Genomic DNA, 12,594 nt, shown 5'->3' on the forward strand with positions numbered 1-12,594 from the left:
CTCCCTTAACTTTTTTTATTACTTTCTTCCGCCTTTCCTTAACTCCATAATTCAACTTAAATGACCAATCTACGGCATAAACACATCCTACCTTATCTATATTCGCATCGAATGCAAGGAATTACATTACATGCATAGATCAATGAGCTATTGTAAGTTGGCAAGAGACTCGATAAATATAAAAAGAATGAACATTCATGAATCATGAGCTGTTTAATTAGAAAGAAAACAATCTTTATGGAAGAAAATCTATTCAATCAACTTGCAAACAAATATGATACGCCGGAAAGAAAAGAATTAGCAAAGATCATTGCCGGTGAAATCAAAACAGAATTAAAAAAATCAAAGAACCAGACCCTAATCGATTATGGATGCGGCACAGGGCTCGTTGGATTAGAGTTAGCCGCACTGGTAGACCGACTGATACTTATGGATTCTTCCGAACAAATGTTAGAGATCACAAAGAAGAAAATTGAAAAAGCGAATCTTCGAAATGCGGAAGCTATCGATTCCGATTTCACCAAAACAGGATCGGATACGAAAGCGGATATCATATTAGTTTCGTTAGTTCTGCTTCATATACCAGCTACCCAAGAAATTCTAAGCCAATTTTATTCAGCTTTGCATCCACAAGGAAAACTGATGATCGTCGATTTTGATAAAAACGAAAACATCAACCATCCGAAGGTTCATAATGGATTCGATCATTCGAATTTAAAATCCCTACTTACGGATGCGGGATTCCATTCTACGGAGATACGAACCTTCTATCATGGAAAAAATATCTTTATGAACCGGGATGCTTCATTATTTCTGTCCATCAGTCAAAAATAGTTAAAAACATTATATTTAAAATTGAGGATGCATAATATATTAGATATTATGCCATATCCTACACAAGGAATTCGTATAACTACGAATTTATGGGCGTCCATTCGCTACCGCCTTTACACAATTAGAATATTTATTCCTGAAATCGCCCCCCTTTCTTGAAATTATTTGACAGGTTCTTCAAAAACAAGCCCTCATAGATAAATTCAATTAAGGAAAAAAGATGAAAAAGATCTTTCTTATTTTACTCGTTGCTCTTTTGGCAAATGCAACAAACTGCGCTATGTTTCGCGAAGGGATTCAGCCTCCGAAAGCGGAAAACCCGATCAACCTCACCAAAGTAAAACCGGGAAAAACATTGGGTTATACGGTTCAATTTTCCGCAGCAGTCAACGGAAACGCTGTGACACCACATCCTGCTTATATCAGCATCTGGAATGAAATCATCGCAAAGGAATTGACCGGCTTAGGAACTTTCAAAGAAACAACTCCTGATAAAAAAGATGCGGATTTATTTTTCGAATGTGAAGTCAAAGACGTAGGAAAAGCAAACATTGGCTTAGCTTTACTCACAGGCTTAACATTATACATTTTCCCTTCCTCTGCATCTACGGAAGAAACTTTAAAAATCAACGTAAAAAACAAATCGGGCAAACTGTTAGGAACAGTGGAAAAAACGGAAGCATCTACAGTATGGCAACAAATTCTTTTGATCTTTGTAGCTCCTTTCGCATTTCCTACTGTAGTTGCGAAAGAACTAAAAAGAGACATCACCCATTCCGCTCTAAAAGAGATCGTCGAAAAAGGCTACATCAACTAATATAAGTTTTATTTTTCTAAAATGAGTTTTTATATCACAAATTTACGTAAAAACTCATTTTATTTTCCCGAATTTAGAATCGCTCACAACTATCTAGGAAAAAATAAAACTCTATTGTTACCTCCGTCGGCAACATAAAGCCCCGTCCTGTCTATATCCATCCCATAAGGATCATTCAATTCCTTATCAGAAAGCCCTGCAGCGTTCCCGGTGAAAGAACCGTTTTGCCCCCAGACTCGAGTGGCGATCGTTGCGTTTCCTTCATAACCTAAAATCCGATGGTTCCCTCTGTCCGAAATATACACATTTCCCGCATAACAACTTACGAACCAAGGATTACTCAACGTGGACGCAGTTGTTCCCACAACATTTGTCGTAAAATTTCCGTTTTGCCCGTACACTCTAGTTGCGGTAGTAGAAATACCCGGGTAAAATAAAACCCGGCTGTTGTTTGTATCCGCAACATATACACCGTCCTCATTTATGCATATCCCTCTAGGATTGTCCAAGGAATCCGCACTAATTCCTCCGTTGTTGGAAGTATTCGAAGTAAAACTTCCGCTTTGTCCGTACACTCTGGTCGCAGTTGTGGATGTTCCGGGATAAAATAGAATACGGTTATTGAAAGTATCCACAATATAAACTCCCGTGGAATCAGTGACGATTCCTTCCGGATTCGCCAATCCATCCGCTCCCGCTCCCACATTTACCGTAGTAAAATTTCCGTTTTGCCCGTACACTCTTGTGGCAGTCGTAGAGGTCCCCGGAAAAAATAAAACCCTACTCCCATATATATCGGAAACATAAACTCCCGTTGCATCCACGGCAATATCCGGAACATTTGCTCCAGGGACTCCGTAAAAAGTATTGTCAGTAACCGAACCAGTGTTTGCTGTTGTGAAGTTTCCTCCCTGACCATAGACTCTGGTTGCGGTTGTAGATGTTCCCGGATAGAACAAAACACGGTTATTTTCCTGATCCGCAACATAAAGACCTGAAGAATCGAGCGCAGGTTTGAAAGGGGAATGTAAACCGTCCGCAGTTGTGGAAATATTACTAGAAGTAAAATTCCCAGCTTGTCCGTACACTCTGGTCGCAGTTAAACTGGGAGGATTAAGTTGAACAACAGTTACTGTATAATTTTTCTGTAAACCGTCGCCGCCAATCACCGTATAGGTTCTAGTAACTGTAAAATCATTTGAAGTTACCCCGCTGACTTGCACCACTCCATCCACCAAAACAACCTCTCCCTCGTGGACAAAACTCATCACCAAAGAAGAGACATTCGAAAAGGAAACAACTACATTGATGTTCTCTCCATCGATCGTCCCAGAAACCTTAGGGGATGTAACGAAAAAGGAAAGGATCTCCGGAAAATGAAACGGGCGGACCTTTGTTCCACAGAGAGAAGAAGCATCCTTTGCCGCAGCTCGAAGGAAAAGGATTTTCAAAAAATCATTACTTCTGGTATCGCATGGATTTTCGAAAACAGGAGATTGGCAGTGGGTAAAGGAAAGGATTCCTGCAACAAGAAGGCAACGGACAAAAAGGAAAAAGATAGAAAAGGAACCTTTTTTCATCTGAATTTTCCGTTACGTTGAACCTATTTTATACAGATTTTGTTTCCAAACGGACGCAGAGTCAATTCTTTACCTCACCCAAACCACCTCCTCTTTTACAAAAATTAGAATAGAAATAAATTGCCAAAATTAGAGATTCCCAAATCGTCACATCATCTTATGAAAGACAAACACTCAGTAAAAACAAAATCGGACGTCATTTTGATCGGTGCGGGAATTATGAGCGCCACTCTAGGAGTTCTACTCAAAGAATTGAATCCCGGTTTGACGATTACCATTTTGGAAAGGTTAGATGCCGCCGCCAGAGAAAGTTCCAACGCTTGGAACAACGCAGGCACAGGCCACTCCGCTTTTTGCGAATTGAACTATACTTCTGAAAAACCGGACGGGCAGATAGATACGAAAAAAGCCCTTCAAATCGCTTCTTCCTACGAACTTTCCAAAGAGTTTTGGGCTTATTTGGTAGATAAGAGAAGAATCCTTCCTCCCGAAAGTTTTATCCATTCCGTTCCTCATTATAGTTTTGTTTGGGGGGAAGAAAACGTGTCTTTCTTGAAAAAAAGATACAATGCTCTTATAAAAGATCCTTTGTTTCAGGAACTTCAGTATTCCGAAGACAGATCCGTGATTTCGGAATGGATGCCTCTTGTGATGCAAGGAAGAGATCCTTACATCCCCGTTGCTGCCACACGCATGGACCTGGGAACGGATGTGGATTTTGGAAATCTAACAAGAGCTATGTTCAAGTATTTGGCTTCTTTCGAGGGAGTTTTTCTCAAGTTTTACGAGGATGTGAAAGATCTGGAAAGAGAACCGGATGGTCTATGGAATTTGACTGCCACAAATCTGCTCACAAAAGAAAAAGAACACCACGAAGCCGACTTCGTTTTTATCGGCGCAGGAGGAGGATCTCTCCCTCTTTTGGAAAAATCGGACATTCCTGAAGCGGAAGGATTCGGAGGATTTCCTGTCAGCGGCCAATGGTTGAGATGTAAAAACCAAGAAGTGATTTCTTCCCATTTCGCAAAAGTTTACGGTAAAGCTTCCGTAGGCTCTCCTCCTATGTCTGTTCCTCATTTGGACACAAGAATGATCAACGGGAAAAAAGAACTGTTATTCGGACCTTACGCAGGTTTCACGACCAAGTTCTTAAAAAAAGGATCTTACCTTGATTTGGTGAAATCTCTAGAGTTTGATAATATATTTCCTATGTTGTCCGCAGGGATGCACAACCTCCCTTTGACTAAATATCTGATCCACCAGGCTTTGCAATCCCACGAAGACAGAATCGAAGCTCTCAAAGAATACCTTCCGAATGTAAAGGCGGAAGATTGGGAATTGGAAGTGGCTGGACAAAGAGTTCAGGTCATCAAAGCGGACGAAGATGAAGGTGGAGTGCTTGAATTCGGAACTGAAGTAGTAGCGGCAAAAGACGGAAGTTTAGCAGCTCTTTTGGGGGCTTCTCCGGGAGCTTCCACTTCCGTGGCAATCATGTTAGAGGTATTAGCTGATTGTTTTCCGAAAGAGATTAAATCGGATGTTTGGGTTTCCAAACTGAAAGAAATGATCCCCAGCTTCGGTGAAAACCTGATCCAAAACCCTCATTTATGTTCTAAGACAAGAGAATACACTCACAGAGTTTTGAATCTTGAGAAACAAGCGCCAGGGACGGTAGCGGATATCCTTCCCCTTTCTCAAAAGGATGAACTGACTAGAAACAGTTAGGGGAAGATAGAAGCGAACGGCCCGGTCGCCGCAGAAAGGCGGCGAGGCGCCCACATAACGTAAATTAAAATTAGGTGGATTGTTTGGGATTTTTTTTAGTTATAAAGAAAGGATCTCATCCAATCTCTTCACAGAATATGTAGCGTGCTCTTTAAAAGGGAAGTTTCCTGTCGGATCGATATAAACGGTTTCCACTCCTGCGGACTTCCCAGCATCCAAATCATAAATATAATCTCCGATCATTAAGGTTTCTTTCGGATCCGCATTCCAAATCCGAAGCAGTTTAAAAATTCCTTCCGGGCTGGGTTTGGGTTCCGCATGTTCTCTGCAAAGAATGGTCTCTTGGGAGAAGTAACGAATTAGATCCGCAGCGTGCAAAGTTTCCACTGCATTTTCAAAACAATTTCTGGTGAGAATTCCCAATTGATTGGCTCCTTCTCTAATTTTGCGAAGAAGGTCATGCGTTCCGGGGGATGCTTGCGCTTGTTTTGCGATCTTCAACTCGATCGCATTTAGTTTTTTGTGTTTTTCCTCCGCTTCTTCCTTAGGAAGAAGTCCGATTCCCGTCAGTATATCCAAATGACCGGGAAGGCCTAATTCTTGTTTAATGGACGAGAAATCGTGCATGGCCAAAGTTAAAGTCCCGTCCATGTCAAAGATCCAGTTTTTTTTGGAGTGAAGAAGTTTCATGGTTACCATGTCAAAACTATCCGAGGAGGTAGTTTATGGAACTATTAAATCTTAAAATACAAGCAGCCATTCGAAAGAAAAGGCAAATGGTTTTACAACGCAATTTCAGAGCAAGACCCCCGAAACGCAGATACAACATTCGATTTTCATAAATGACAAATATAGATTTATTGCATGTTTTATATTTTTTTACAAAAAAACAAAAAAAAATGCATCAACCAACCAAACAAAAATTGGCAAATAATGTTTGCTTTACGATCATATATTTATCTTCCTAGAAACAGGAGAAAAACATGAAGTATGTTAAAATAATATCTGTTTGTATGCTCATTCTGAGCCTTTTCGAATGTAACGGACGTTCCAAGGGAAACGAAGACTTAATTTTAGCCTTAGGATTAAGCAGACTAACAAACGATTCATCCAATTCCACGGCGATTGATGCAAGCTCGGGAGGAATTGCAATTCTCAACCATAGTGTTCGATTGATCATTCCTGCAAATGCACTGCAAGAAAACGAAACAATCAGTTATCGCAAAATCACAAACCTTCCTTCCGAGAAAAACCAAGTAGTTCCCGTACAAGTAGGTTACGAGTTTGCTCCTCACGGTTTACAATTCAATGAACCAGCGATATTGGAAGTTTGTTACGATCATTCCGATTTACATCAAAAAGGTTTCGATGAAAAAACGGTTCAAATCCATTATTGGGATACAAAAACACAAGAATATATCAGTATGGGGGGACTTGTAGATACGGCTGCCCATTGCGTAAGATCCTCCATCTATCATTTTTCCAGCTATTTACTTACGGCACAAATCACAAGTGTAGGAGATAACCCTCCTTTGATCGGAGGTGCAACTTTTTTTCCTTCCACACCTATTGCAGGTTTACCGACTTATGTTCGTTCTAATATCACCGACTTCGACAATGGAGGCTCCATAGCAGGAGTTCTTTTTTACTTCAGAACTGCGGGCAGTTCGGCAGCATTCCAAGCGATAGAAATGCTTCCTGAAACGGAAGATGCATCCGGCAATTTTTACGGGGTATCTCTTCCTGATTATGCAATCACCTCAGCAGGATTAGAATATTATATTAAAGCCTATGACAGCTTGAATAAAAGTTCAACCTTACCGGCGAATGCTCCGATTACCTTCTCTACGAAGACTACGGATTCACCCGATCCAGTTTCTCCGATTCGATTCAATGCTACAATTGGTAATATGGCAGCGGGTTTCTCCAGAGATTTGACGATTCAAGTGAAAGGAGCATCCTCTCCCACTTACTTTCCTGTCATTCCTAGCTCATTCGGTTTTCCAGGAACATCAACTGCCAGCGGTTCCGTGTCCAAAGCAAGTTTAACTTCCATTCGTTATACGGCAAAAAAGATAGGTATCTCTTCTTTTGATGCAACTTATGGAACCCTATCAGTTTCTCAAAATATCAATATATTTCCAGGGACACTCAGCACAATCAAATGGTTAGATGAGAACGGAGTCTTCGTTCCTAATGAACTAATTGTAATGAAACAGGGAGAAGTCAAACAGTTCGATGTACAAGGCTTCGACGCATACAATAACTTCGTAATCGTATATCCTGAATTTACTGTCGATGGAAGCTTCGGTTCATTCGGTACAGGACCGAATGTTGGTAAGTTCACTGCAGGACCAGTTGCTCCGGGAGAATCCGCTGAAGGAAAGATTGTGGCTTCGGTAGGAACCAAAACCGCTGTTCGATTTGTTAAGGTAATTGAACCGACTTATATTTATGCCACTTTTCAAAACAACACCGGCAAAGGAGGAAGGTTAGGATTGAACGTATTCGATGTAAGTCAGCCGACCGTAAAAATAGGATTCGTGTCAGATTTTCTGAATTGGCCTGCCGGTCCAAAATTAGTTGGAGTTGTAGAAGGAACCGGTGCTTTGATGGTTTTTCCCGGTCAAACCATCAACTTCCAAGCGGAACATATGCAATTCACCTTACCGCTAACTCCAATGGAAGGAGTAAGCTGTACAACCTCCATTCCTTCCATAACAATTACAGAAGGAATGGGCAGAGTAGATGTAACGGTTGTTTGTAATTCAGTAGAATAAGGAAATTTCTTGTTTAGGGAGGGTTTTTGATAACCCCTCCCGATCTACTGCCCTTTTACGATTTCAGGAAACGATCGCATCAAATCGAATGCCGAATGATAGAATTTAACTCCATTCTGCTTAGCCCTGACTTTGGGGTTTGGAGACTTCCAATGAAAGAAATTGCAATCGATACGACCACAAGTTTCGACTACAAAAGCGAAAAATTACAAGTCCTCATTCGGAAAAACCAAATCCCAGCACTTCCTACAAATAAAGTTTCATTTCAGTATTCGCATCTTTGTAAGAAGCGATGGAGTCCGATCAAACCAACTAACCTTTGTATTCGATTCGAATCAGGGAGAGATCGTCCGTTGGCTCTCCCGCAGAATGAATAAGTCCGCTTCTCCTACAAATCCGATTTTATTCATAGAAACCGAATTTTCCATGTAATTTGTTTTTCCGTCTCTGTAGAGAATCTGGAACGGGTGTTCTGCGTTCCAAAAATGACATTTCCCGGTATCCTCTTCTATAATCCCTAAAATGGCGGACACAAGCATAGCTCCTTCGAAGCTGAGAAAAAATTGCGAAGCCCCTTATAAATTCCCCTCAGCCATTCTTCAGGAGAATCGGTTCAGGAACGCCCCGTTTTCGCTTAACAGTACGGAATGAACGGTAGAGCCCAATAATCCTGCCGCTCCTTACAGGGATTTTCCCATTGCATCCGCATTCAGATAAATCGTATAATATTTCCCGTCCGAAAATCAAATTCTTTCCGTGATGCATAGATCACCACCTTCTCGGAATCGTTGTTGTTTTTACCTTCAAAAGGCGGATCTTTTCGTGCGCCTCCTCTCTTTTGATGGCTCTTTGAAGATAATAGGTTCCGATTCCCAAAAGGGAAAGAAACAAGCCCTTCCCCGATCACCATGGATGCTTGTCCTCTGGAGGCGAATCTATAGATTCCCCCACCTGCAAAAACTTCCCTCCTTTCGATCCAAGTCCCAAGCAGATTGACACAAATATTCCTTGACGAGAATATAAAATATATTTTATATTCCTCTATGTGAATACAATGACTTTGAGCGCTTTGGCTGAACCCAATCGACTCCGCATCATAGAACTGCTCCGCAAAGACCCCCTTTCCGTGGGAGAAATCGCAGAGAGACTTTTTTTACGCCAACCTCAGGTATCCAAACACCTGAAAGTGCTAAATGAAGCAGGATTGGTAGGAGTGATGCCCAAGGCTCAGCTGCGTATTTACCAACTAGAGACAAAACCTTTCAAAGAATTGGATCTTTGGTTGGAGCCGTTTCGTGACCTATGGGAAAACAGATACGAAGAATTGGATGTTTTACTGGAAGAAATGAAAGCGGACGCAAAAAAAACAGGAATGTAAAGAGGATACCACCATGATGACAAACGAAAAATTAATCATCAAAACACCTTCGGACAAAGAACTAACATGGGTTAGAAAATTCAATGCGCCCAGAGAATTTGTTTTCGACGCACTTACAAAACCGGAGCTCATCCGAAGATGGTTACTTGGACCGGACGGTTGGTCTATGATTGTATGTGATGTGGATCTCAAAGTGGGAGGAGCCTATCGATATGTATGGAGTCATGCAGTCAAAGGAGAAATGGGAATGGGAGGAGTGTTTCAAAACATCCAAAAGCCCGAAAAACTAGTACATACGGAAGTATTCGACCAATCCTGGTATCCGGGAGAAGCGGTGATCACCTCGGATCTAATCGATAAAGAGGAAAAAACGGAACTCGTTGTAACTATGTTATTTGCTTCTAAAGAAGCAAGAGATGTAGTGATTCAGTCCAATATGGAGTCGGGACTCATCGCCAGTTACGATCGTTTGGCGGACATACTCTCCTCCGTTTGAGTTTCGTTTTTTAGAAAATAAAGACGGCATCTTACAAAGTAAAAATATAAGTAAGATGCTGCAAAAACAGACATCCATAAATATAAAACATGGCAATAAAAACAACCCGAGCTAAAGCGAAAAAGAAATCCTCCTCTTCCGGAGAAGTCGTAAAAAAAACGAATCCTACCGCCAAACAGTTCATAGAGAAATTGAACACTTTTCGCTCCGCGGAAGAGTTAAAAAAATATCATCGTTATTTCCGGTTCGACGAAAAATCCAAAACGGGAGATGCATTTATCGGGGTGAGAATGGGAACGGTTTTCGAGCTTGCGAAAGAATTTATTTCCATGGAACCTTCCGAAATCGAAAAATTATTGGAAAGCAGAATCCACGAAGTGAGAGCGGGAGGATGCAGCATCATGGGGAAACAATACAAAGCTCCTCGAACTACGGAAACTCGTAAAAAAGAGTTATACGATCTTTACTTGAAGAGGCATGATAGAATCAACGATTGGGATTTAGTCGACCTGGCCGCATATAAGGTTGTAGGCGGTTATCTATTCGAATTCGAAAAACCCAGAGAAATTTTATACGAATTGGCTCATTCTTCGAACCTATGGGAAAGAAGAACTTCCATCGTAAGCACGCTTCACTTCATCATGAAAAAGGAAACCGAGGATTGTTTTCGAATCGCAGAAATTTTATCGAAAGAGAAAGAAGATTTGGTAAACAAAGCGGTGGGATGGGCTTTGAGAGAAGCAGGGAAAGTGGATCGAAAACGACTGCTTCAATTTTTGGACCAACATGCATCCGTCATGCCAAGAGTCACTTTACGTTATTCCATAGAACGTTTGGAAGAAAAATTAAGAAAACACTATCTATCGCTCAAAAAAACTAACCATAATTAACTGTAAATAAATCTACACAGAGATTCCGAAAGAGTCGGAGACTTTTTTGGGGAACCACGGGTTGGTTTTGTTCTTAGCGGTGGCTTCGGCCAAGGATGACCGAAGCTCGTTCATCAGGACAGGAGATCCTGCAAAAAAGGGCAGGTATCCATCGAACCTTTTAACCGTTCGATTGCAATTGAGCGATGATTCCTTCTTTGCGATAATTCTCCTTATAGCGAGCATAATTGGCAGAAGTGCGAGTGATGATCTCTCTGTCTTTTTCCGTGATATCCCTGACGATTTTAGCAGGGCTTCCCATCACAAGCACCCCCGGTGGAATTTTTTTTCCGGGAGGGATGAGGGAACCGGCTCCCACAAACGACCATTCCCCGATTTCAACATCATCCATAATCATAGCTCCCATCCCCACAAAAGAATGATCTTTGAGAGTGCAGCCATGAATGGTGGCATGATGGCCTATGGATACATAATTTCCAATATGAACCGGATAGAGATCCCTGGCGACATGAACGAGAGTCATATCCTGAATATTCACATGATTGCCAATTTTGATGAAATTGACATCTCCTCGAAGCACACATTGAAACCAGATGGAAGATTCCTCACCGATCGTGACATCTCCCATGACGTCGGCAGTGGGGGCGACCCAGGCGGATGGGGAAATGATAGGCGTTTTGCCTTGAAAAGTATAAATCATACGTTTAGAACTCCCCTACTCATGACAATCTCAAGCCTTTTCGGATTTTAGCTTGCGTTTTTAGCTTTGTGCGAGCTATCGTAGTCTTAGATTCCATGGAATCCCAATCTCCACAACGCAATTTTTCTCAAAAACCTTTTCTTAGGAAATCTTCATGGCTATAGAAATCAAAGTCCCCGAGATGGGGGAATCCGTAACCGAAGCAACAATCAGTGCTTGGACCAAAAAAGAAGGCGACTCAGTAAAAGTAGACGAAGTGCTCGCCATCCTCGAAACCGACAAAGTCTCGTTAGAGATTCCTGCTCCCGTTTCCGGTGTTCTGAAAAACATCAGTAAAAAAGTAGGCGATGTAGTTCATGTAAGAGACATCTTAGGTGCCATCGAAGAAGGTGCGGTAGCGGCCGCTCCTGCAGCATCCGCTCCTACCCCTGCGGCAAGTTCTTCTCCTGCCGGTTCCGGAGCGACAAACGAAGAACTCCCACCTGCAGCCCGTAAGTTGATCGACGAAAACAAGTTAGATGCTTCTAAAATCAAAGGAAGCGGACGAAACGGTCAAATCACTAAAGAAGACGTTCTCGCTTTTATCGATTCTCAAAAATCGGCAGGTTCTTCCAACGGAACTTCCTCCAAAGCGGTGCAAACTCCTGAAATCGCAAAACAAGTTCCTGCCGCAGCAAGAAATGCAGGGCCTCGTGAATCTGTTGTTCCGATGACGAAGCTTCGTCAAACAATCGCTAGTCGATTAGTTCAGGCACAGCAAACGGCAGCCATCCTTACCACTTTCAACGAAGTGGATATGAGCGGAATCATGGACCTTCGCAATAAGTACAAAGAAAAGTTCAAAGAAGTTCATAATGTAGGTCTTGGCTTCATGTCCTTATTTACGAAAGCGGCAGTCGCTGCTCTCAAAGCTTTCCCTGCCATCAACGCAGAGATCCGAGGAACAGACATCGTTTATAAAAACTTCTACGACATCGGAGTCGCAGTCGGCGGTCCGAAAGGTTTGGTAGTTCCGATCGTTCGGGATGCAGACCTTCTCAGTTTCGCACAAGTGGAAGCTGAAATCGCTAGACTTGCAGGAAAGGTCAAAGACGGAAAACTCGCTTTGGAAGATATGGAAGGAGGAACTTTCTCCATTTCCAACGGAGGAGTTTACGGTTCCATGATGTCCACTCCGATCCTCAATCCTCCTCAATCTGCCATTTTGGGAATGCACAACATCGTCAAACGTCCGGTTGTTGTGAACGATGAAATCGTGATCCGACCAATGATGTATCTGGCTCTTTCTTACGACCACAGAATCGTAGATGGAAAAGAAGCGGTGCAGTTCCTAGTGAAAATCAAAGAATCTGTAGAAGATCCTACACGTCTTCTCTTCGAAGTATAAAGGCAGT

The 12,594-nt window shown here is 42.0% G+C and carries 12 protein-coding genes and 1 pseudogene; 9 read left to right on the forward strand and 4 right to left on the reverse strand.

Features of this window, described 5'->3' with window-relative positions; translation table 11 throughout:
* Window positions 1-237: 237 nt before the first annotated feature.
* Window positions 238-834, forward strand: coding sequence for a class I SAM-dependent methyltransferase (locus EHS15_RS05840; protein ID WP_135759620.1), 597 nt, complete (start codon window positions 238-240; stop codon window positions 832-834).
* 220 nt (window positions 835-1,054) lie between these two features.
* On the forward strand, window positions 1,055-1,651 hold the full coding sequence (locus tag EHS15_RS05845; protein ID WP_135759621.1) for a hypothetical protein: 597 nt from the start codon (window positions 1,055-1,057) through the stop codon (window positions 1,649-1,651).
* 89 nt (window positions 1,652-1,740) lie between these two features.
* Here the strand turns inward: EHS15_RS05845 and EHS15_RS05850 are convergent, their stop codons facing one another.
* Window positions 1,741-3,231: an NHL repeat-containing protein gene (locus tag EHS15_RS05850; RefSeq protein WP_135759622.1), complete on the reverse strand. Its 1,491-nt coding sequence runs from the start codon at window positions 3,229-3,231 to the stop codon at window positions 1,741-1,743.
* A 159-nt stretch (window positions 3,232-3,390) separates the two neighbouring features.
* Here EHS15_RS05850 and EHS15_RS05855 point away from each other — a divergent pair, with 159 nt between their 5' ends.
* On the forward strand, window positions 3,391-4,956 hold the full coding sequence (locus EHS15_RS05855; protein ID WP_135759731.1) for a malate:quinone oxidoreductase: 1,566 nt from the start codon (window positions 3,391-3,393) through the stop codon (window positions 4,954-4,956).
* Window positions 4,957-5,055: 99 nt separating this feature from the next.
* Here the strand turns inward: EHS15_RS05855 and EHS15_RS05860 are convergent, their stop codons facing one another.
* The gene (locus EHS15_RS05860) at window positions 5,056-5,655 is read right to left on the reverse strand and encodes an HAD family hydrolase (protein ID WP_342775503.1); all 600 of its coding nucleotides are present in this window, start codon (window positions 5,653-5,655) and stop codon (window positions 5,056-5,058) included.
* 284 nt (window positions 5,656-5,939) lie between these two features.
* Here EHS15_RS05860 and EHS15_RS05865 point away from each other — a divergent pair, with 284 nt between their 5' ends.
* Window positions 5,940-7,736, forward strand: a complete 1,797-nt coding sequence (locus tag EHS15_RS05865) for a hypothetical protein (protein ID WP_135759623.1) — start codon at window positions 5,940-5,942, stop codon at window positions 7,734-7,736.
* Between the two features lie 152 nt (window positions 7,737-7,888).
* Entirely contained in the window at window positions 7,889-8,113 is a 225-nt protein-coding gene (locus EHS15_RS19060; RefSeq protein WP_167884164.1) for a hypothetical protein, read from the forward strand.
* On the opposite strand, the pseudogene EHS15_RS19480 reads toward EHS15_RS19060, so the two are convergent.
* Window positions 8,072-8,281 (reverse strand): annotated as a pseudogene (locus tag EHS15_RS19480) (SpoIIE family protein phosphatase); the annotation flags it as partial. The gene EHS15_RS19060 and the pseudogene EHS15_RS19480 sit on opposite strands and share 42 nt — an antisense overlap.
* Window positions 8,282-8,790: 509 nt before the next feature.
* Between EHS15_RS19480 and EHS15_RS05875 the strand changes: the two are divergent.
* The 3 genes from EHS15_RS05875 (at window position 8,791) to EHS15_RS05885 (ending at window position 10,500) form a co-directional block, all read left to right on the forward strand.
* Window positions 8,791-9,114, forward strand: a complete 324-nt coding sequence (locus EHS15_RS05875; RefSeq protein ID WP_135759625.1) for an ArsR/SmtB family transcription factor — start codon at window positions 8,791-8,793, stop codon at window positions 9,112-9,114.
* Window positions 9,115-9,127: 13 nt separating this feature from the next.
* Complete coding sequence (locus EHS15_RS05880; RefSeq protein ID WP_135759626.1) at window positions 9,128-9,610, forward strand: SRPBCC family protein; 483 nt, start codon at window positions 9,128-9,130, stop codon at window positions 9,608-9,610.
* Window positions 9,611-9,699: 89 nt separating this feature from the next.
* Window positions 9,700-10,500 (forward strand): DNA alkylation repair protein, encoded by an 801-nt coding sequence (locus tag EHS15_RS05885; RefSeq protein WP_135759627.1) that lies wholly within the window; start codon window positions 9,700-9,702, stop codon window positions 10,498-10,500.
* Between the two features lie 160 nt (window positions 10,501-10,660).
* On the opposite strand, the gene EHS15_RS05890 is transcribed toward EHS15_RS05885, so the two are convergent.
* Complete coding sequence (locus EHS15_RS05890; protein ID WP_135759628.1) at window positions 10,661-11,200, reverse strand: gamma carbonic anhydrase family protein; 540 nt, start codon at window positions 11,198-11,200, stop codon at window positions 10,661-10,663.
* A gap of 154 nt (window positions 11,201-11,354) precedes the next feature.
* Between EHS15_RS05890 and odhB the strand changes: the two genes are divergently transcribed.
* Window positions 11,355-12,587, forward strand: coding sequence for a 2-oxoglutarate dehydrogenase complex dihydrolipoyllysine-residue succinyltransferase (gene odhB, locus EHS15_RS05895; RefSeq protein WP_135759629.1), 1,233 nt, complete (start codon window positions 11,355-11,357; stop codon window positions 12,585-12,587).
* Window positions 12,588-12,594: the final 7 nt, after the last annotated feature.

The sequence above is a fragment of the Leptospira idonii genome, assembly GCF_004770995.1.
Lineage (GTDB): Bacteria > Spirochaetota > Leptospiria > Leptospirales > Leptospiraceae > Leptospira_A > Leptospira_A idonii.

Excerpts from the sequence above, each read along its gene's own strand:
- EHS15_RS05840 (WP_135759620.1), top strand. The coding sequence starts at position 238 with ATGGAAGAAAATCTATTCAATCAACTTGCAAACAAATATGATACGCCG.
- EHS15_RS05845 (WP_135759621.1), top strand. The coding sequence starts at position 1,055 with ATGAAAAAGATCTTTCTTATTTTACTCGTTGCTCTTTTGGCAAATGCA.
- EHS15_RS05850 (WP_135759622.1), bottom strand. The coding sequence starts at position 3,231 with ATGAAAAAAGGTTCCTTTTCTATCTTTTTCCTTTTTGTCCGTTGCCTT.
- EHS15_RS05855 (WP_135759731.1), top strand. The coding sequence starts at position 3,391 with ATGAAAGACAAACACTCAGTAAAAACAAAATCGGACGTCATTTTGATC.
- EHS15_RS05860 (WP_342775503.1), bottom strand. The coding sequence starts at position 5,655 with ATGGTAACCATGAAACTTCTTCACTCCAAAAAAAACTGGATCTTTGAC.
- EHS15_RS05865 (WP_135759623.1), top strand. The coding sequence starts at position 5,940 with ATGAAGTATGTTAAAATAATATCTGTTTGTATGCTCATTCTGAGCCTT.
- EHS15_RS19060 (WP_167884164.1), top strand. The coding sequence starts at position 7,889 with ATGAAAGAAATTGCAATCGATACGACCACAAGTTTCGACTACAAAAGC.
- EHS15_RS05875 (WP_135759625.1), top strand. The coding sequence starts at position 8,791 with ATGACTTTGAGCGCTTTGGCTGAACCCAATCGACTCCGCATCATAGAA.
- EHS15_RS05880 (WP_135759626.1), top strand. The coding sequence starts at position 9,128 with ATGATGACAAACGAAAAATTAATCATCAAAACACCTTCGGACAAAGAA.
- EHS15_RS05885 (WP_135759627.1), top strand. The coding sequence starts at position 9,700 with ATGGCAATAAAAACAACCCGAGCTAAAGCGAAAAAGAAATCCTCCTCT.
- EHS15_RS05890 (WP_135759628.1), bottom strand. The coding sequence starts at position 11,200 with ATGATTTATACTTTTCAAGGCAAAACGCCTATCATTTCCCCATCCGCC.
- odhB (WP_135759629.1), top strand. The coding sequence starts at position 11,355 with ATGGCTATAGAAATCAAAGTCCCCGAGATGGGGGAATCCGTAACCGAA.